The sequence below is a fragment of the Massilia sp. DJPM01 genome (assembly GCF_030348125.1).
In the GTDB taxonomy this organism is placed as follows: domain Bacteria; phylum Pseudomonadota; class Gammaproteobacteria; order Burkholderiales; family Burkholderiaceae_D; genus Telluria_A; species Telluria_A frigida.
On the sequence record NZ_JAQOZV010000037.1, the window covers coordinates 1 to 19527 of the forward strand.

At 63.2% G+C, this 19527-nt stretch carries 21 protein-coding genes and 1 pseudogene; 6 read left to right on the top strand and 16 right to left on the bottom strand.

The annotated features are described in order from the left end of the window. From PO883_RS21655 to PO883_RS21690, 8 genes and pseudogenes are all read right to left on the bottom strand, one after another. A pseudogene (locus PO883_RS21655) lies at positions 1-190 on the bottom strand (hypothetical protein); the annotation flags it as partial. An 86-nt stretch (positions 191-276) separates the two neighbouring features. Beyond that, entirely contained in the window at positions 277-603 is a 327-nt protein-coding gene (locus PO883_RS21660) for a hypothetical protein (RefSeq protein ID WP_289311584.1), read from the bottom strand. A 564-nt stretch (positions 604-1167) separates the two neighbouring features. After that, positions 1168-1590 (bottom strand): organic hydroperoxide resistance protein, encoded by a 423-nt coding sequence (locus PO883_RS21665; protein ID WP_289311585.1) that lies wholly within the window; start codon positions 1588-1590, stop codon positions 1168-1170. 131 nt (positions 1591-1721) lie between these two features. Continuing rightward, the gene (locus PO883_RS21670) at positions 1722-2198 is read right to left on the bottom strand and encodes a MarR family winged helix-turn-helix transcriptional regulator (protein WP_289311586.1); all 477 of its coding nucleotides are present in this window, start codon (positions 2196-2198) and stop codon (positions 1722-1724) included. Continuing rightward, the gene (locus tag PO883_RS21675; protein WP_289311587.1) at positions 2195-2959 is read right to left on the bottom strand and encodes an SDR family NAD(P)-dependent oxidoreductase; all 765 of its coding nucleotides are present in this window, start codon (positions 2957-2959) and stop codon (positions 2195-2197) included. The genes PO883_RS21670 and PO883_RS21675 overlap by 4 nt, the downstream gene beginning before the upstream one ends. Positions 2960-3036: 77 nt before the next feature. After that, positions 3037-3564, bottom strand: a complete 528-nt coding sequence (locus PO883_RS21680) for a TPM domain-containing protein (protein ID WP_289311588.1) — start codon at positions 3562-3564, stop codon at positions 3037-3039. Further along, the gene (locus tag PO883_RS21685) at positions 3564-4340 is read right to left on the bottom strand and encodes a YgcG family protein (protein ID WP_289311589.1); all 777 of its coding nucleotides are present in this window, start codon (positions 4338-4340) and stop codon (positions 3564-3566) included. Before PO883_RS21685 ends, PO883_RS21680 begins: the two co-directional genes overlap by 1 nt. 4 nt (positions 4341-4344) lie before the next feature. After that, on the bottom strand, positions 4345-4956 hold the full coding sequence (locus PO883_RS21690) for a LemA family protein (RefSeq protein ID WP_167092217.1): 612 nt from the start codon (positions 4954-4956) through the stop codon (positions 4345-4347). A gap of 149 nt (positions 4957-5105) precedes the next feature. Here PO883_RS21690 and pyrF point away from each other — a divergent pair, with 149 nt between their 5' ends. Continuing rightward, positions 5106-5924, top strand: coding sequence for an orotidine-5'-phosphate decarboxylase (pyrF, locus tag PO883_RS21695; RefSeq protein ID WP_289311590.1), 819 nt, complete (start codon positions 5106-5108; stop codon positions 5922-5924). A gap of 73 nt (positions 5925-5997) precedes the next feature. On the opposite strand, the gene sbcB is transcribed toward pyrF, so the two are convergent. After that, a complete protein-coding gene (gene sbcB, locus PO883_RS21700; protein ID WP_289311591.1) occupies positions 5998-7446 on the bottom strand; it encodes an exodeoxyribonuclease I in 1449 nt (482 codons plus the stop codon). A gap of 114 nt (positions 7447-7560) precedes the next feature. Beyond that, entirely contained in the window at positions 7561-8526 is a 966-nt protein-coding gene (locus PO883_RS21705) for a diguanylate cyclase (protein ID WP_289311592.1), read from the bottom strand. A 96-nt stretch (positions 8527-8622) separates the two neighbouring features. On the opposite strand from PO883_RS21705, the gene PO883_RS21710 reads away from it, so the two are divergent. Continuing rightward, on the top strand, positions 8623-9441 hold the full coding sequence (locus PO883_RS21710; RefSeq protein ID WP_289311593.1) for a helical backbone metal receptor: 819 nt from the start codon (positions 8623-8625) through the stop codon (positions 9439-9441). A 98-nt stretch (positions 9442-9539) separates the two neighbouring features. Here PO883_RS21710 and PO883_RS21715 read toward each other — a convergent pair whose 3' ends face one another. The 3 genes from PO883_RS21715 to PO883_RS21725 form a co-directional block, all read right to left on the bottom strand. Next, complete coding sequence (locus tag PO883_RS21715; RefSeq protein WP_289311594.1) at positions 9540-9905, bottom strand: HPF/RaiA family ribosome-associated protein; 366 nt, start codon at positions 9903-9905, stop codon at positions 9540-9542. Positions 9906-10066: 161 nt separating this feature from the next. After that, on the bottom strand, positions 10067-10561 hold the full coding sequence (locus tag PO883_RS21720) for a GNAT family N-acetyltransferase (protein WP_289311595.1): 495 nt from the start codon (positions 10559-10561) through the stop codon (positions 10067-10069). Further along, a complete protein-coding gene (locus PO883_RS21725) occupies positions 10558-11829 on the bottom strand; it encodes an MFS transporter (RefSeq protein ID WP_289311596.1) in 1272 nt (423 codons plus the stop codon). The genes PO883_RS21720 and PO883_RS21725 overlap by 4 nt, the downstream gene beginning before the upstream one ends. Positions 11830-11950: 121 nt before the next feature. Here PO883_RS21725 and PO883_RS21730 point away from each other — a divergent pair, with 121 nt between their 5' ends. Next, positions 11951-12562 (top strand): lysophospholipid acyltransferase family protein, encoded by a 612-nt coding sequence (locus PO883_RS21730; protein ID WP_167092241.1) that lies wholly within the window; start codon positions 11951-11953, stop codon positions 12560-12562. A 248-nt stretch (positions 12563-12810) separates the two neighbouring features. Here the strand turns inward: PO883_RS21730 and PO883_RS21735 are convergent, their stop codons facing one another. Then, positions 12811-13833, bottom strand: coding sequence for a CDP-6-deoxy-delta-3,4-glucoseen reductase (locus tag PO883_RS21735; protein ID WP_289311597.1), 1023 nt, complete (start codon positions 13831-13833; stop codon positions 12811-12813). A gap of 203 nt (positions 13834-14036) precedes the next feature. On the opposite strand from PO883_RS21735, the gene PO883_RS21740 reads away from it, so the two are divergent. The 3 genes from PO883_RS21740 (at position 14037) to PO883_RS21750 (ending at position 16000) form a co-directional block, all read left to right on the top strand. Further along, complete coding sequence (locus tag PO883_RS21740; protein WP_289311598.1) at positions 14037-14924, top strand: SDR family oxidoreductase; 888 nt, start codon at positions 14037-14039, stop codon at positions 14922-14924. Positions 14925-14946: 22 nt separating this feature from the next. Continuing rightward, the gene (locus tag PO883_RS21745) at positions 14947-15150 is read left to right on the top strand and encodes a hypothetical protein (RefSeq protein WP_167092250.1); all 204 of its coding nucleotides are present in this window, start codon (positions 14947-14949) and stop codon (positions 15148-15150) included. Positions 15151-15733: 583 nt separating this feature from the next. Continuing rightward, positions 15734-16000: a hypothetical protein gene (locus PO883_RS21750; RefSeq protein ID WP_289311599.1), complete on the top strand. Its 267-nt coding sequence runs from the start codon at positions 15734-15736 to the stop codon at positions 15998-16000. 200 nt (positions 16001-16200) lie between these two features. Here the strand turns inward: PO883_RS21750 and PO883_RS21755 are convergent, their stop codons facing one another. Together PO883_RS21755 and PO883_RS21760 are read right to left on the bottom strand one after the other, a co-directional pair. Then, the gene (locus tag PO883_RS21755) at positions 16201-17196 is read right to left on the bottom strand and encodes a hypothetical protein (protein ID WP_289311600.1); all 996 of its coding nucleotides are present in this window, start codon (positions 17194-17196) and stop codon (positions 16201-16203) included. Between the two features lie 287 nt (positions 17197-17483). Further along, the gene (locus PO883_RS21760) at positions 17484-19298 is read right to left on the bottom strand and encodes a CHASE domain-containing protein (protein ID WP_289311601.1); all 1815 of its coding nucleotides are present in this window, start codon (positions 19296-19298) and stop codon (positions 17484-17486) included. Positions 19299-19527 lie beyond the last annotated feature (229 nt).

Sequence of the window (19527 nt, forward strand, 5' to 3'; positions counted from 1 at the left end):
ATAAAAGAAAGGTGATGGCACCATAGGCGATCGTGTGCAGGACAATGCCTGACGCCACGGTGCCGATCTCGGCACGCGCGCCCGGTACGGAACCCATGATGAGAATGGCGGCGTACATCGCCAATGCGGTGCCGTAGCGCAATTTGCGCAGGCGTTCGTCAAGGACAAGGAGGGAAATCAGGGCGGGCATGGCAGGGTGCGTGGGGAAAAACCATCACCTTACCATGCCGGCCGTCGGACTTGCACGGCCAGCACGTTTCCTGCGTGGACGCCAGATCAGATCGTCAGCGCCGGCGCGCCATTGCTATAGCGCGCATCGAAACAGCCCTGGCACTCGGCGCAGAACAGATGGGCAACGCGCACGGCGCGCTGGCGCAAGACCAGCTTGAGGTGCGCATGGCCGCAATTAGGACAGGTTTCCCGGAGCGTGCCAAAGGTAGTCAGTTCGACCGGGACATCGTCGTCGTCGAGATGGTCGACGACGGCGCTGGAATGAAGTTCGCTCAGGACGAGCTTTTCGTCGGTGCTGTGGCGCTGGCGGCGGCTGGCGTGTGCCTGTTGAGAAAGTTCTTCTGATAATGCATCAAGGACATATTCACTCATTCTTATCGCTCCGCTTGGCTGGCCAATGGTTATGAAAAAGGCTCGAGGACCTTCATCATAGTTGAATGGGCGGCAGCTTCAAGCTTTTGTGTCATCTTTTTGTCAACCCTAGTCAAATGAGCAGGGAAAAGTGTTGCGCAAAAAAAAAGCCCGCTTGTGGGAGCGGGCTAAACCCAAGATCGGGCCAAGAGATCGTCAATTCGGAGTGGTGTGCCGCCCTCTGGGTCGGCACACCTGGCTGCCAGTCACGCATATCGGGTGCGTGTACAGCAGATGAAGCAAGTATAGGCAGGCAATGTGACCCAGCTATGACAATACGCAACAATTGCGCTGGCGCGATAAATAGCGGGAAAAACCAGGCAGGGCCGCACGGCGCAGACCCAAGGATGCATGGAGCCGCGTTTGGTGCAGGCAAAAAAAAGCCCGCTGATGAAAGCGGGCTTAAACTATTTTCTTGGAGGAAGATAGTGGAGACAGGTGCAATTATGCGGGGCCGTCACTTATATGTCTAATTGACATTTTGGATACCGGACATGCGCCTGACTTATATCTCTGCCGCGGCATTTACACTTCCACGCTCAGCGCGACCTCGATGTTGCCACGCGTGGCGTTCGAGTACGGGCAGACTTCATGCGCCTTGTTCACCGCTGCCTGGGCCGTTGCCTGGTCCATGCCCGGGGTTTTCACGACCAGCTTGACGGTCAGGCCGAAACCGCCCTTGTCGTTCGGACCCACGCCGACCGATGCGTCGATGCTGGTATCGGCCGGCACCGGGGTCTTGAGCGCGCCGCTGACCAGTTTCAGGGCCGACAGGAAACATGCCGCATAGCCCGCCGCGAACAGTTGCTCGGGATTGGTGCCGGCGCCGCCCGCGCCGCCCAGCGATTTCGGGGTCGACAGTTGGACGTCCAGGACGCTGTCATCGGAAACGGCGCGGCCATCGCGACCACCGGTTGCTGTTGCGTGTGCTGTGTAAAGAACTTGCATGGTGACTCCTTGCTTGGGTTGGGGCGGCAACGCTGTGCCGATGCATGAACTATATCGCGCAATTAAATTGTTCGCAACCTATTTATCGCTATTTTTTTCGACAAACAGCGGGGCCTGCCCCGCCGCCAAACTCAGTCGTGCTCGTCCATGGCCTTGAACAGGTCGTCGCGCACGCTCGACAGTTCGCTGCGCAGGCGTCCCAGCGCGGCCAGTTCCTGTCCGCTGGCGCACAGTACCTGCTCGGGAATCACCTCGGCCTGGGCGCGCAGCGCCCGGCCTTGCTCCGTGAGCACGATGCGCACCTGGCGCTCATCGTGCGGATCGCGGTTGCGCGAGAGCAGGCCGTTGCCTTCCAGCCGCTTGAGCAGCGGCGTGAGCGTGCCGGAATCGAGAAACAGGCGCGCGCCGATATCCTTGACGAGGATCGCGTCCTGTTCCCACAGCACCAGCATCACCAGGTATTGCGGGTAGGTCAGGCCAAGCCGGTCGAGCATCGGCTTGTAGGTCTTGGTCATCGCATGCGAGGCTGAATACAGCGCGAAGCAAAACTGGTTTTCCAGCGCCAGCATGTTGACCGACCCCGGCAGCGTCTGTTTGGTTTGGCTCATTCCTTCACCGGCACCGTGTAGTTGAGGGCGAGGCGGCCACCGTCGACATACATGGTCTGGCCGGTCATGTAGGAGGCGTCGTCGCTGGCCAGGAACACCACCACGGAGGCGATTTCGTCCGGTTCGCCGCAGCGTCCCAGCGGCGTGCGCGACAGGATCGTCTTGCGCGCGTCCGGGCTGCCCAGCACGGCTTTCTTGGCCAGCTCGGTCAGGATGGTGCCCGGGCCGATGCCGTTTACGCGGATGCCGTAGCCGGCCAGGTTCAGCGCCATCACCTTGGTCAGCTGGTTGATGCCGCCCTTGGACACCACGTACGGCACCTGGTTGGCGATCGCCACTTCGGCATTGACGCTCGACATATTGATGATGCAGCCTTGCTGCTGGCTCACCATGTGGCGCGCCGCGGCCTGGCCGCACAGGAACATCGACTTCAGGTTGATGCGCATCACGCGGTCGAAATCGTCCTCGGTCAAGTCGAGGAAATCGGCGGCGTGCGTCACACCGGCATTGTTGACCAGCACATCGATGCGGCCGAAGGCGGCCACGGTAGCGGCGATCATGGCATCGACATCGGCTTTCTGGCTGACGTCCGCTGCGAAGAAACGCGCATTCTCGCCGAGCGCGTCGGCCGCGGCGACGCCATCAGCCTTGATATCGACCAGCATCACGCGCGCGCCTTCCTTCACCAGGCGCTGGGCGCAGGCCAGGCCAATGCCTTGCGTGGCGCCGGTGACGATCGCTACTTTTTGCTCAAGTCTCATGTATTGCTTTCAGTATGGTGCGGGAATAGCGAATTTTAACCACACAGCGCGCCCGGCGTTGATATTTTTGCGCTGCATCAAAGCATGATGGGGCCGTCCGGCAACTCATTGGCGCGCGCACCCTGCGCCGGAAAGTGCTGTCCGAGCAAGGTGTTGACTTGTTCCAAGGCAGCGAGCGTGGCGCCGTGGAATTGTCCGCGCGCAAATCCCTGCGTCATGGCCGCGCACAAGCGGTTCCAGACGATATTGTCGATCTTGCGTCCGACATTCCGGTCGGTCACGATCTCGACCTTGCGTTCGGCCAGGTTCACATAGATCAGCACGCCGCAATTGTCTTCCGTATCCCAGATGCCGTATTCCGCGAACAGGGCAATGGCACGTTCGCGCATCCCCATGCCGGCCCACAAGGCATCGAACGGCATGCCGTGTTCGACGATCAGGCGCAGCTCGCTGCGGTGGGTTTGCTCGCCGGCCGTGATGGCCTTGCCGATCGCGTCCAGCGTTTCCGGCGGAAACGCGCGCCGGCCTTTGGCTGCCGTGCTGCGCCAGTGGCGCCAGATGCGCGCGATGCGTGCGCCCATCGATGGTGTGGCGGACTGACTCATTACCAATCTCCCGAGGCGCCGCCGCCGTCAAAACTGCCGCCGCCGCCGGAAAACCCGCCGCCGGAAGAACCACCGCCACCGCCACCGCCGCCGCCACCGAGCATGCTGCCGATGATGAAGCCGGTGGCGCCGCTGCTCCAGCCGCCCCGGCCAAGACGCCCGCGGCGCGGACGGAACAGGGAGAACACGAGAAATGCGCCAAACAGGAGGAGCGGGACCAGGATATTGTTCTCTTCCAATTCACCGGCTTGTTGCTGCTGTGGCGGCGCAGGAAACTTTTCCGCGTTCAGCAAGGTCGCGATCGCGCCCACGCCGGCCACCAGGCCATCATAAAACTGTTTTTGCTGGAAATGCGGCGCGATCACGTCTTGCAGGATGCGTTTCGATTGGGCATCGGTCAGCACGCCTTGCACCCCGCGTCCGGCTTCGATGCGCAGGCGCCGCAGGGCTGGCGGATTGTCGGGCGCCACCAGCAGCAGCACGCCGTCATCGACGCCCTTGCGCCCCAGTTTCCAGGCATCGCTGACGCGGATGCTGTATTGCTCGATCTGTTCCGGCGCCGTGCTCTTGACCAGCAAGACCGCGATCTGGCTGCCGGTCTTGCTTTCATAGTCGGTGAGCACGGTTTCCAGCTTGGCGCGTTGTTCCTCGCTCAGCATGCCGGCCTGGTCGGTGACATGGCGGCTCAGGGCCGGCACCGGCACCAACTGCGCGTGCGCCGTGCCGCCCAGGCCGAGCGCCAGGACCAGCATCCATACATATCGCAGCCAGCGCATGTGCTTACTTGCCAAAATTGACGGTCGGGGCGGTCGAAATCGCCTTTTCGTTCTCGACGGTGAACGAGGGCTTGGTCTGGTAGCCGAACATCATCGCGGTCAGGTTGGTCGGGAATTTGCGCACCTGTACGTTGTATTCCTGCACAGTGACGATGTAGCGCTGGCGCGCGACCGTGATGCGGTTCTCGGTGCCTTCGAGCTGCGACTGCAGGTCGCGGAAGCTGGCATCGGCCTTCAGGTCCGGATATTTCTCGGCCACCACCATCAGGCGCGACAAGGCGCCGGACAGCTCGCCCTGCACTTGCTGGAATTTCTTGAACGCTTCCGGATTGTTCAGGACCTCGGGCGTGATCTGGAAACTGGTGGCGGCGGCGCGTGCGCGCGTGACCGATTCCAGCGTTTCCTTTTCGTGGGTGGCGTAGCCCTTGACCGTGTTGACCAGATTCGGAATCAGATCGGCGCGGCGCTGGTACTGGTTGACCACTTCGCCCCAGGCTGCCTTGCTGGCCTCATCCTTGGTCTGGAAATCGTTGTAGCCGCAGCCGGACAGGAGCGTGCCTGTGAGTGCCAGGGTCAGCAGCACCCGGGCGCAGCGTGCGAATGCAGTGTTTGTCATGGTATTTCCGTCCGTAGCAAGTTGTCGAATGGTCAAAAATATACCCTAAATGCCAAGCCGATGACTTTTCAAACGTGCGTGGTAGGCGGCGGGGAGGGGCGGGGGACGCGCTACAATGACGGGTTTGTAACCGACTACGAGGCTGTCCTGTGAACTTTATCAACAAGCTGTCCGCCGCCTGGACCACCAACAACTCCCTGCTGTGCGTGGGCCTCGACCCCGACCTGGCCCGTTTTCCGGCGCAGCTGGCTGGCGAGCCCGATGCGATTTTCCTGTTCTGCAAGGAGATCATCGATGCCACGGCCGACCTGGCGTGTTCGTTCAAGCCGCAGATCGCCTACTTTGCCGCGCTCGGTGCCGAAGGCCAGCTCGAACGCATTTGCGCGTACGCACGCCAGCATTATCCGCATATTCCGCTGATTCTCGACGCCAAGCGCGGCGACATCGGCGCCACCGCGCGCCAGTACGCGCGCGAAGCGTTCGACCGCTACGGGGCCGACGCGGTGACGGTCAATCCGTACATGGGCTTCGACTCGGTTGAACCGTACATGGAGTGGACCGACCGCGGCGCCATCGTGCTGTGCCGCACCTCGAACCCGGGTGGATCGGATGTGCAGTTCCTGATGGCCGACGGCAAGCCCTTGTACCAGCACGTGGCGCGCTTGGTGGCTGACAAGTGGAACAAGAACGGACAGTGCGCGCTGGTGGTGGGCGCGACGTTTCCGGAGGAATTGGCGCAGGTGCGCGCGATCGTGGGCGAGATGCCGCTGCTGGTGCCGGGCGTCGGCGCGCAGGGCGGGGATGTGGAAGCGACCGTGAAGTCGGGACGCACGGCCAGCGGCGCCGGCATGATGATCAATTCCTCGCGCGCGATTCTGTATGCGCTGCCGCAGGGGAGCGAGGATTTTGCGGCAGCGGCGCGCAGGGTGGCGCTGGAGACGCGCGACGCGATTAATTTGTATCGCTAGATCGTCGTTCCTGCCACTAGCCGCTCGTCTCTGGCAATGCCAGAGACGACGCAGGGTTGCCGGCACGGCGGGCTTAATGCCTGCTCGGCGCAATCGCCTCGGCATAATCGTACAAGGTCCCCAAAATCTCCTCCGCGCGCTCGTCGGCATCTTCCGACAGCGCATCGATCTCGGCAAACAACTGTTCGATCGTCCTCGCCCCGCCTTGCCCGTCGAACAGCTTGGCGGCGCGCTGCTCTTCCCACTGCTGCGCTTCGGCTTCGCTGAGCAACTCCGGGAAATTGCGCGCGCGGTAGCGGAACACCAGTTCCACCAGCCTCTGGTCCTCGAACGATGGCCGGGCCTTGGCCAGCTTCTCGGGCGTCTCGGCCCGCAGCGATTCCAGTTTGCGGCGGTCGCCATTGCCGATGAATCCGTTATACAGATCCTCATCCACATCGACCGCTTCCTGCGCGCCCGGGCGCTGATACACCTGCGCCCACAAGGCGCCCATATCCGGCCCGGCCGCCGCCACGGCGGCGAACGCGCGTCCCTGCTCGATATCGATGCCCCACTTTTGCGCCATCGCCGCGCTCAGGGTCTTGAGGTTCCCCACCAGCATAGGCGACTTGTTCAGGTGAATGCTCTTGATCGGCAAGCGTGTCACGCCTTCCGGCAAATCGGCCGAGCGCGTGAACATGCGCAGGCGGATCGTTTCCGCATCGAGTCCGAACAGCTCGGACGGATCATGGCTGCAATCCCAGACCAGCACTTCATTCTTGTTGGTTGGATGGGTCGCCAGCGGCCACACCAGCCCGATGCAGCCGCGCTCGGTCGGGAACATGCCCGACACGTGCAGGAAGGGCTGGCGCTGTGCCGCCGCCAGGTGCATGCCCATTTCCGAGGCGACCTTGTCTTTCTTGTGCAGGGCCAGGCAAAAATCGAACAGCTTGGGCTGCTTGTCGCGGATCAGGCGCGCCAGCGCGATGGTCGCGCGCACGTCCGACAGCGCATCGTGCGCCGTTTCGTGCAGCAAGCCGTTGGCCTTGGCCAGGTGCTCCAGCTTGAAACTCGGCTTGCCATCGTCGCGCAGCGGCCATTCGATGCCTTCCGGGCGCAGCGCGTACGTCATGCGCACCACGTCGAGCAAGTCCCAGCGTCCGCAATTGTGCTGCCACTCGCGCGCGTACGGGTCGATCAGGTTGCGCCAGAACAGGAAACGCGTGATTTCATCGTCGAAGCGGATCGTGTTGTAGCCGACCCCGATCGTGCCGGCCTGGCTGAAGGCCGCCTCGATGGTGGCCGCGAACTGGTGCTCGGGTACGCCCAGTTCAAGGCATTGCTGCGGCGTGATGCCGGTGATCAGGCAGGACTGCGGGTCCGGCAGAAAATCCGGCGCCGGCTGGCAGTACAGCATGATCGGCGCGCCGATTTCATTGAGGTTGGCGTCGGTGCGGATCGCGGCGAACTGCGCCGGACGGTCGCGGCGCGGCTGGGCGCCGAAGGTTTCGTAGTCGTGCCAGAGAAAAGTGTGGGTGGTCATGGAGCGTCGATCAATAAGTGGCAGCCCCGTGGCCGTGTGCACGCCGGGGCGGACCCATATGGTACACAGATTGGCGCCGTGCTGGTGCCTGGATTGAGCGCGCGGCGCGGCAGGTCAGCGCGCGACGCGGTTGCGTCCGCCTTCCTTGGCGCGATACATGGCCGCGTCGGCTGCCGCGATCAGGGCGCTGTCATCCATGCCCGCTTCCAGCAAGGCGACCCCGAACGAGGCCGTGATGTGCGGCAGCGGAATGCGCATGTCGCGGAAGATCGGCGCCTCGCGCATGCGCGCGCACAAGCGCTCGGCCACCATCAGCGCCAGCGGTTCCGGGGTTTCGGGCAGGATCACCATCAATTCCTCGCCACCGTAGCGCAGCGCGAAATCGGACGGGCGCAGCGCCGTCGAAATCACGTCGGCGGCCGCGCGCAGGGCATCGTCGCCGGCCAGGTGGCCATGGGTATCGTTGAAGCGCTTGAAATGATCGAGGTCGAGCATCACCAGCGCCAGCGGGGTGCCGGCGCGGTGCGCGGTGGCGATCAGCTTGGGCAGCATGTCGTTCATCCAGGCGCGGTTGTACATGCCGGTCAAGCCATCGTTCATCGACAACTGGCGATAGAATTCGCCCAGTTTCTGGCGCCGCCGCAGCAGCGCATTGGCGGCCCGGATGCGGAACGACAGCAGGCGCAGCAGGTTGCGCGCCAGCCCGTTCGACTGGTCGATCAGCTTCCACATCAGTTCGCCTTCGATGAGCAGCAGTTCCGATTCCTCCAGCGCGCTGATCGAGGCCAGGTTGGCCGCTTCGTCCAGTACCGACTGCTCGCCCACGCTCTCCCCCGGCAAGATCTTGCTGACCGTGCCGTCGGCCATGCCGTTGCGGGTGTCGGCCTCGACCGCAAGCGCACCGCGCAGCAGGATATACAGGCGCGCACGGTTGCTATCCTCGACCCTGGCCCCGGGCGCGAGCCGCACCACGGCGCACCCGGCCAGCGCGCGCGCGATCTGCTCGTCGTCGATGTCGCGGAACAAATGCAAGTCGCGGATGGTGTAACTTGATGCAGCGAAGGTGCCGATCTGTTCCAAAATAGTCTCTCCGGTCAGGTGTGCGCCGCTATAACCATTGGCGTTCGCATCATATCAGTGTTCCAATAGCGTCATCCGAATCGAACCCGCCACCACATGCACTTCACCGACGCCCTTGGCACCCCACACCGGCCCGACCCGGCGGCACGCATCGTGTCGCTGGTGCCCTCGATTACCGAATTGCTGTGCGAGCTCGGCCTGGCCGGGCAACTGGTCGGGCGCACCGGCTTTTGCATCCACCCGGCCGACCAGGTCGCCGCCATTGCCAAGATCGGCGGCACCAAGGATGTCAACCTGGAAAAAATCCGCAAGCTCGCGCCCACCCATCTGGTAGTCAACATCGACGAGAATGAAAAGCCGACCGTCGAGGCGCTGGCGCAATTCGTGCCCAGCATCGTCGTCACGCACCCGCTGGCGCCGCGCGACAACCTGGCGCTGGCGCGCCTGATGGGCGGGATTTTTTGCGCCGATGACAAGGCCGCCGCCTGGTGCGCCGCCTTCGAGGAAGCATACGCGGCGCTGCGGGCGCTGCCCAAGGGCCGGCCGGCGACGCTGCTGTATTGCATCTGGAAAGACCCGTGGATGAGCGTCTCGGCGGACACCTACATCGCCCGCATGATGGCCGAGATCGGCTGGAGCGTGCCGCAACTGGACCACCCGGCGGGTAGCGCCGCGCGCTATGCGACGCGCTACCCGCTGGTCACCTGGTCCGATGAACTGGTGGCGCGCATCGACGGCGTGCTGCTGTCGACCGAACCCTACCGCTTCACGGACGTCCACGCGGACGCGCTGGGAAAACAGATCGGCAAGCCGGTGCATGTGATCGATGGTGAAATGATGTCGTGGTACGGCAGCCGCTCGCTGGCCGGATTGCGCTACTTGCGCGCATTGGCACAGTCGGCGTCGATGTTTTGATCCTGCGCCAGCAAGACAGGCTGGCTGTCTTGCTGGTGTTGCCGCAGGCCAGCCTGCCGTGGGGGCAGGGCGCTGGCCCTGGCCGTGTTACCTGGCGATTACTCGCTGACTTCGTCCGGCTCGGGCACCAGTTTCGGCGTGGCGTGCAGCTGCTTGTCGTGCAGGCGGCCCAGGGCGCTGTCGATCGCGCGCTTGAGTTTGTCCGCTGCGCCGGTGATGGCCTGGTGCAGATGCACCGAGTGGTCGCTCACGGCGATCGGCTGGTAGCCGGTCACGCGCGCTTCGAGCAGGCAGCGGTTGCCGCCGTCGGAGGATTTCTGGCTGTTCTCGTCGCTGAGGTGGACTTCAACACGGGTAATGTGTTCGCTAAAACGCGAAACGGCAGCGGTGACGACGGATTGCACATGATCGTCGAGGCCTTGATGACGTTCGATCGTTTTATCGGTATTGATGTTGATTTGCATAAGCTCACTCCCGGCTGTTCATAAAGGTACTGGCACAACCCTTGTTGACCTGCATGTGCTGCCTGGGCGCATTGCTGCGCCGCGCCAGGGTTGGCACATCGTTAAGCACACGGCCTATATTACACCTTTGTCGGATATTGCTCAGCGCAAATGAAATCGGGTCATGGCGCCTGCCAGCGCAGGGCGTCGGCGTGGGTGTCGGCGCGCTCGATCCGGAAGCCCAGCCCCAGGTACAGGCGGCGCGCGCGCGGGTTGGCGTGGTGGACAGACAAGGTCAGCGGCAGATCACGGTCGGCCGCAAAGCGCTGCAGCGCGCCCAGCAGCGTGCGGCCGGTGCCGCGCCCGCGTGCCTGCGGCAGCAGGACGATATCGACCAGGCGCAGCGCCGCGCAGCCATGCTCGACGACGATGCGCGCCACCGGCTCGCCAGCCTGGTGCAAGACCAGATACTCGGCATCCGGAAAGCGCGCGCGGTAATCGGCCGCCTGCAAGCGCTGCTGCATCGCGATCAGGGACGCCGCCAGGGCTGGGTCGGCGCGCCCTGTGCCGAGCAAATCCTGGCGCGTGGACGCGTACAGGCGCGCCAGGAAGGGCGCGTCGGCTTGCACCGGCGCACGCGCAGCGAAGGCCCGCAGATGGGCGGCCAGCGCGCTCACGCGCCGGCCTTGGCGTCGCGCGGCGCCGCCGCTTCCTTCGCGTGGTGGGGGAAACGGTCCATGCGCGACAGGACCGGGAATTTGAAGATCCAGATCGCCGTGACCGCCAGGGTGGCGGCCCCGCCGAACAGGATCGCGCGCGTCAGCCCGAACCAGCCGGCGGTCAGGCCCGACTCGAATTCGCCGAGTTCGTTGGAGGCGCCGATGAACACCGCATTGACCGCGCTCACGCGGCCGCGGATTTCATCGGGCGTTTCGAACTGCACCAGCAGATGGCGCACGTACACGCTCACCATGTCGCCGGCGCCGAGCAGGAACAGGGCGCCCAGGGCGACCGGGAAACTCGCGCTCCAGCCCAGCACCAGGGTCGCCACGCCGAACACGGCCACGCCGCCGAACATCCACGCGCCGACCCGGCGGCGGATCGGATAAAACGCCAGCGCCACCGAACACAGCGCGGCGCCGACGCCCGGCGCGGTGCGCAGCAAGCCCAGTCCCACCGCATCGACCTGCAGCACATCGTGCGCATAGGCCGGCAGCAGCGCCGTGGCGCCGCCGAACAGCACCGCGAACAGATCGAGCGACATGGCCCCCAGCATGATCGGGCGCGACCACACGAAGCGCAAGCCTTCCAGCACCGTGTGCCAGGTGGCGGGCTCCTTGTTGACGACCTGGGGCGCGCTGTGGGTCATCGACATCAGGATCACCGACAACACCAGCAGCGTCGCGGCCGCCAGATACACCGTGGCCGGCCCCGTGATGTACAGCAAGCCGCCGAGCACCGGACCGGCGATCACGGCCACGTGAAACGCCGACGAACTCAGGGCCACCGCCTGGCTGAAATGTTCATCCGGCACCATATTGCGCAGCACCGCCTGGGTGGCCGGCATCATGAATGCGCGCGCGCTGCCGAACAGCACCAGGATGGCAAACACCGGCCACACCAGCGCCACCCCGCTCGCCGTAAACGCCAGCAACATCAAGCCGCACAGCAACTGCGTGAGCAGGCACAGGATAATGATGCGGCGCCGGTCATAGCGGTCGGCCGTATGGCCGGCCAGCAGGATCAGCACCAGGAAAGGCGCGAACTGGGCCAGGCCGATCAGGCCCAGGTCGAACAGGCTGCCCGTCATTTGATACACCTGCCAGCCGATCGCCACGCTCTGCATCTGCACCGCCAGGGTCCCCAGCACGCGCGCGGCGAGGTAAAACGAGAAATTTCGGTGGCGCAAAACACTGAAACCGTTGGACGGCGACATCACAGACATAGGAACTTTCGGGACTGGCTACGCGGGTAGGGTAAAATGATTCTTTCTGGAATCAGCATGGCATTGTGCCCGATGTTTCCCGACCCTGCTGGCTGTGCCGCTTCCTTGCCGTTATCGTTTTATGCAGAACACCATATTTGAAACACCTGTCGTCAACACCTTGATGAGAGGATTCTCGCTCCTGACGCTGCGGCTGATGGGGTGGCGTACCGATGGGCTGACGCCGGAGCAGATTGCCGGCTATTCCCGGTACGTGCTCATCGCCGCGCCCCACACCAGCAACTGGGATTTCCCGATCACGCTGATGGTGTGTTTCGCCTTGCGTTTGCGGGTGTACTGGATGGCCAAGTCGAGCCTGTTTACCTGGCCGATCGGGTGGTTATCGCGCTGGCTGGGCGGCATTCCGATCGACCGCACGGCCTCCAACAACACGGTGCAGAACACGATCGATGCGTTTGCCAAGCGCGAGCGGCTGGCGGTGATTGTCGCGCCGGAAGGCACGCGCGGCAGGGTCACGCACTGGAAGACCGGTTTTTACCACATTGCGCACGGCGCCAACGTCCCGATCGCGCTTGCCTTCCTCGACTTCAAGCGCAAGACGGGCGGCATTGGCTGCATGTTCCACACCACGGGCGACATCACGGTCGACATGGTCGAGATCCAGCGTTTCTACAGCGGCGTGACGGGCAAAAACAGCGACCAATTCGACGCCTCCGCAGTCAAGCGTAAATAATCCTGCAACCGGGCTCAGAGCTCTAAATTGAAATCTTTCTAATTAGAGGTCAGACCCCGGTTAAGCCAGCGGCGCGTGCCTTCCTGGTCCCACAGCACCGCCATCACCAACTAGTGCGGATAGCTCAGGCGCAGCCCGGCCAGCAGCGGCTTGTAGCGCTGGGTCATCGTCAGCGAGGTCGAATACAGCTTGAAGCACAGTTGCTGGTCGAGGACGAGGGGGCGACCACGGCGGTTCCCGGCTATGCACTATGCCAGGTCGGCTTCGCTGGTGAAGGCGTCGGCGTAGAACTCCTCGGCCGGCAGCCCGCATTGCGCGACATACTCGCGCCGCGCAGCCTCGACCACCACCGGCGCGCCGCAGGCATACACCTGGTAGCCGGACAGGTCCGGCAGGTCGTGCATCACCGCCGCGTGCACGTAGCCGGTGCGCCCGCTCCAGTGGTCTTCCGGGAAGGCGTGCGAGACCACCGGCACGTAGCGCAAGTGGGGTAGGGTGGCGGCCCATTCTTCGCACAGGGCGTTCATGTACAGGTCGCCCGGGCGGCGTCCGCCCCAGTACAGGCTGACCGGACGGGTGGAGTCGAGGTGGATCAGGTGCTCGACCAGCGCCTTGACCGGCGCAAACCCGGTGCCCGAGGCCAGCAGCACGATCGGCTTGTCCGAGTCTTCGCGCAGGTAAAACGTGCCGAACGGGCCTTCGAAGCGCAGGATGTCGCGCTCCTTCATGGTGTTGAACACTTGCTCGGTGAACAGCCCGCCGGCCATGTAGCGGATGTGCAAGGTCAGCGGACCGGCCAGGCTGGGGGCGCTGGCCATGCTGTAGCTGCGCCGCTTGCCGTCGCGCAGCATGAATTCGATGTATTGCCCGGCGCGGTAAGCCAGTGCTTCATTGGCCGGCAGCTGCAGGGTGATGATGGCCACGTCCGGCGCGACTTTCTCGATGCTGGCCACGCGCGAGGGCATCTTGCGCACCGGATAATCGGAGCTGCCGCCCACTTCGCGCGCTTCGATCACCAGGTCGGCGGACGTGGTGGCGCAGCAGAACAGCGAGAAGCCGGCGGCTTTTTCTTCGTCGCTCAGGGCGCGCTGCTGGTGCGCCTTGTGCGCCACCGTGCCGGAAACGACCTTGCCTTTGCAGGAACCGCAGGCGCCATTCTTGCAGCCGTAGGGCAGGCCGATGCCGGCGCGGATCGCCGCCGCCAGCACGGTTTCGTCCGCTTCGCAGGCAAACTGGTGGCCGCTGGGCTGGACAGTAATCTGAAACGTCATAGTGTTATCGTCATCAAGAAGAACTACATGGTCGGGGTTGATCGCGCCGCTACGGTCGCGAGCAACGGGTGCGGGTATTTTACATGTTCCGCTGCGCTGGCCGGGTGCGCCAGGGCCGCCACCACGGCCAGCGGCGGACCCTGCCGACGCTGCGCTTATCTTGTATATTGTGTGGCTACGCCATCGACGACAAACAATTTCACATGACCACCACTTCCCCCTTCAAGCGGCCGCGCCTGCTCATTCTCGGCTGCGGCGATGTCGGCATGCGCCTCTTGCCGCTGGTGCGCGCGCGCTTTCGCGTGTTCGCCGTCACCAGCAACGCCGGGCGCTGCGCCGAACTGCGCGCGGCCGGCGCCATTCCCATCATCGCCGACCTCGACCAGCCCGCCAGCCTGCAACGCCTGGCCGGCCTGGCGGACTGGGTGGTGCACATGGCGCCGCCGCAGACCGACGGCACGCTCGACCGCCGCACCCGCCATCTGTGCGCGGTGCTGCCGGCCGGGGCGCGCATGGTGTACATCAGCACCACCGGCGTGTACGGCGATTGCGCCGGCGAGCTGATCGATGAAACGCGCACCGTGGCGCCGCGCAATGCCCGCGCGCTGCGCCGGGTCGACGCGGAACGGGTGCTGCGCGCCTGGGCCAGCCGCAGCGGGGCGCGCCTGGCGATCCTGCGCGTGCCCGGCATCTATGCGCGCGAGCGCTTGCCGCTGCGCCGCCTGGAACAGGGCACGCCGGCGCTGCTGGCGTCCGAGGATGTGTTCACCAATCACATCCACGCCGACGACCTGGCGCGCATCGTCGCGCTGGCCTTGTACAGGACATTGCCCGGCCGCATCTATCACGCGGTCGACGATACACATATGAAAATGGCCGATTATTTCGATACCGTGGCCGATGCCTTCGGCATGGCGCGCCCGCCTCGCGTTGCGCGATCGCAACTAGTTGCTTCGGTATCGCCCATGTTGCTGTCGTTCATGTCCGAGTCGCGGCGCATGAGCAATGCGCGCATCAAGTGCGAACTGGGGGTGCGCCTGCGGTATCCGCACCTTGCGCCTGCGGTGGCGGCGATGGCGCTGGTAAAATGACGGTCCCCACTAAGGAAGCACGATGACCTACGAAGAATACCTGGATGAAGTAACCACCCTGATCACGGAAAAATTCAATCTGAGCGATGCCGCCGCGATCAAGCTGGTCGTGAAAGCGCAGGACGCCGATTTTTTCGTCGAACATGACGAGAAGGAAGCCATGCGCACAGTCGACCGCGCGCATCAGGATGCCAAAACCCTGTATCTGGCAAGCCAGAAGAAATAGGGCGGAAAGCGGCTTGTCAATGGGTGCATACTTGCGCTCGTTTGACGGCCATCAAGTTCTGGTGTCGGCGTGGCCGTATCGTGTGCAGTGTCGTCCCTCAATTGCTGACTTGTGCCAACTGCCATGCCGCATCGAATCATTCAGCCAACCAAAGAACAAGTGCGCGCCTACATGGCGAGGCGCGAAAGCGCCCGCCGTCCGCCGCCCCCTCCCGACGAGATCCGCCGCCAGCTGGGCTGGCGCCTGGTGCCCACCGATAGTGAACGCTTGCTCGTTCAATTCTATCTGATTCCCACCAATTACAGCTGTTTGGCCACCCAATTGGCCCTGGACTGGCTGTTTGCGCCTGTTCGGCGCGCTGCCCGCCGGCGCAATTCTCACCAAATATTGCCTTAAATGCAAATTTAATTGAGTTAAAGTTCTACTGGTTGAGCGAATGTCAACACTTAGGTGTATGATGCACGCCTATGCAAGGGCAGCCGCATATTCGGGCTGTTTTTGCCAGTACCGCTTACTTAATCGACTGTAAAAACAGCGCACCGGCGAATATGCCACGGGTGCGAATTTGGAAAGATTCAATCACATGACCAATCGCAGATTTCCGGAAGATCCGACCTACGATCCGAATAAAGTGCTCGATGCCATCATTGAGCGCTTGCAGCTTAAAAACGACGCGGCCCTGTCGCGCGCACTGGAAGTGGCGCCGCCCGTGATCAGTAAAATCCGCCACCGCACCTTGCCAATTGGCGCGACGATCCTGTTGCGCATGCATGAAATCAGCGATTTCAGCATCCGGGAATTGCGCGCGATGATGGGCGTGCCCGCAGTAAGCATCACTATCAGCGCCTGAGACCGGGCAAAAGAAAAGGGGCACTGTGTGTGCCCCTCGACATTGCCACCGGATCGCCTCGGGAATTTGCGGGGCGTCCGCCGAGGTCATCGACCTGCCGCGCGGAACCGCCTCGCTATTCCTCTTTCTTGCCGCCCGCATTGACGTTGGTTCCAACGGCCCTGCGCGTGTTCCTGCCCGCCGTGCCTTCCAGCCCATGCTTACGCTGGCTGCGGATTGCCATGCGCGATAGACTGGATCAGTGCCGCGGTTGCCGCGCTCACGCGCATGGCGTCGGCTGGCGCGGGCGGTTCGACCGTGCTGGACGCCGCCGCGCCGACGCTCGATGCTCTCGTCTTGACGCACCAGGCCGACTTTTGCGCGGCTGAACTGCCCTTGACGCACCAGGCCGACTGTAGCGCGGCGGAAGTGCCCTTGACGCACCAGGCCGACTGTAGCGCAGCCGGTGCCGCCTTGTGTGCAGCGGCAGGCGCCTTGGCGCACCACGCCGCCTTGTGTGCAGCGGCAGGCGCCTTGGCGCACCACGCCGATTCGAGTGCGGCGGCAGGCGCCCTGGCGCACCATGCCGATTCGAGTGCGGCGGCAGGCGCCTTGGCGCACCACGCCGATTCGAGTGCGGCGGCAGGCGCCCTGGCGCACCACGCCGATTCGAGTGCGGCGGCAGGCGCCCTGGCGCACCATGCCGATTCGAGTGCGGCGGCAGGCGCCCTGGCACACCACGCCGATTCGAGTGCGGCGGCAGGCGCCCTGGCACACCACGCCGATTCGAGTGCGGTAGCAGGCGCCTTGGCGCACCAGGCTGCGGCGCGCTGGCCATACGGCTCGTCGAACACCTGTTCATACAGATCGCGCATGCGGTCGGCGCCCGCTTGCAGCACTTGCGCATCGTCGTGCGCGCCGCTCATGCCGACATACGGGTAGTGGTGCAGGAAGTAGCCAAACGCTTGCTCGCAGTCTTTCGCGTACTTCATCGTGTCCAGGATATGGTAGTGCCAGAAAATATCGACTTCCACCAGTGGCGAGGTTTCTTCTTCAGGGAACGCTTTCATCAGATACAGGAAACGGCGATATTCCACTTCAACGGCCTCGGCTTTTTCCAGGGACCAGCCTTCGCCGGATTCCACGTGCATGAGCTTCATTTTGATCGGTTCCAGATCGAGTTCCGAGATTGCTTTGATTGCGTCGTTGGTCATCATGATTAAGCCTCTTTTTTTGAGTTGTGATTGATTTATGTACTACATCCCTGTTTGATCCTGCGGGTGCTACGGCTGTTGTAAAGCAATCGCCTCCTTCCTTTCCGCTGGTAAATCAATTGCCCGATTACATTGATTTCCGTTACTGTTTGAGGATGTTGCGCCGCTCCAAACGCCGCTTCTTGACTTAGCTCAATCATTAATTGAGGTAATTCCTAGCGGATAGCGGATGCTCCGACTGTGCCGCAGGTCATTCAAGAGGATTCTGTTTAGGACAATGCCTGGCGTCATCAGACAAACGCGGCATGCGACTCGTTTTTGCCGGATGCGGTGTCGGCCGGGCCGCCACGCGAAGGTTCGTTGTACAGGGGCACGCTGACGCACACCGTGGTGCCGTCGCCGCCGTGGCTGGAGATGGAAAACGAGCCGCCGAGGATGCTGATCCGTTCTTCGATGCCAACCAGGCCGAAGGAGCCGACCTTGCCCTGTTCGCCGGCCTGCAGGCCGATGCCGTTATCGGTCACCGTCATCGACAGGCGATTCCCGGTGAGCTTGAGCTCGACGCGGACCCTGGTCGCTTGCGCATGACGCACGATATTGCTCAGCGACTCTTGCAAGATGCGGAAAAAGGCCGTGGCGGCGTGGTCGTTGAGCGCGACTTCCTTCGGTTCATCGATCAGTTCGCAGGCGATGCCGGTGCGGCGCTTGAATTCGGCGATCTGCCACTCGACCGCCGCCGACAAGCCCAGGTCGAGCACGTTCGGACGCAAGTCGTTGATGATCTGGCGCACGCTCTTGATGGTGGCGTCGATCTGCTGCAAGGTCGAGCGCGCGCGTGCGTGCAGGCGCGGATGGCGCTCGCGCGTGCGCGAACTGAGCATGTCCGCTTCGATGCGCAGCGCCAGCAGGTTTTGCCCGAGGTCGTCGTGGATTTCGCGCGCGATGCGCTTGCGTTCTCCTTCCTTGATCTGGTCGGCGTGGGCCGCCAGGCGGCGCAGGTTCTGGTGCGACAGTTGCAGCTTGGCCTGGCTATCGCGCAGTTCGCGCGTCATGCCCTTGGCCATCTTGATGGCGCGCCGGCGCGACGAGGTCAGCGCATGGAACAGCGCGTACAGCAGCATCGAGCTGACCGAGCCGGCCATCAACGCCAGCCAGGGCGCGAATTCCTCGAAGGCGGTGTACATGTCGGTGGTGTCGACGCTGAAGGTCGCATCCCACGGACGGCCGTTGAAGTCGATCGGCAGGGTGGCGCTGAAGCGGCTTGGCGCCAGCAGGAACGGTGCCAGCGTATTCTCGTCGGCCGGATGGCTGTCGAACAGCACGCGTCCGCGCCGCCGGTCGACCCCGATTGCGTTATCGACCAGGGTCATGCGCACATTCTTGATGGGAATTTCATCGATCACGCCCTGCACCAGCTTTTGCACGCTGAAGGCGATCCCGACCGTGCCGATGTAGGCTGCGCGGCGCTGCTCGGTAGTGATGGTGGGAGCGTGCGGCTTGTACACCGGCAGCCGCATCGCCAGTCCGGTGTGCTTCGGTCCCGAGATAAACGAGACTGGCATGCCCGAGGGGATCAGCTTGCCGGTATCGCGCATGTTGGCCAGCGTGTCGTGCACCAGGGGATTGGCGAGCAAGTCGTAGCCGAGCGTGGCGGCCCAGGGTTCTTCCGGCTCGGTAAAGGTGACCACGGTGTAGGTCGGACGGTGCCCGGGTGGCTTGATCGTAAACGCTTGCGGCGCCAAACCGTCGGCCACGCGCTCGTCGCGCATGCGCTGCAGGAAGGCGTCACGATCGGCATCATGCACCAGCTGGGCGTAATTGATGTTTTCGATGGCGGGGAAGTTGCGCGTCACGTCCAATCCCTTCACATAGCCATGGAATTGATGGCGCGTGAGTGGCTCGCTGATCTGGAACAGGCTGACCGTGCCGCGCAAGACGTGGGTGTACGACTTGATGCGGGCGCTGATGGTATTGCGGGCGTTTTGCGCCAGGCCGGCGAAACGGGTGCGCGAATCGGCTTCGATAGAATTGGCGGTCGCAAAGTAAAGCACCATGCCGACCGCCAGCGAGAAGGGCAGGCCAACCCAGAGGGCAGGACGCGCCATAGAGAATGTTTTTATAGTTGTCTTTAAAGTAAGCATTGCGCGTTGCATTCCTTTCGGTAGCCGCAAATGGCGATGCATTGTTTGATGTACATTAACCGGAAGTTAGTTGTCAGAATACCTATTCGAGCTGATAGGTATGGAGATCGGAAAAGTCTGAATATCGCTTAAATCCCGCCACAGCAGTCACAGGGGCGGGATTCGGGGAACAAAAATGTCGTGTTTTGGCAAC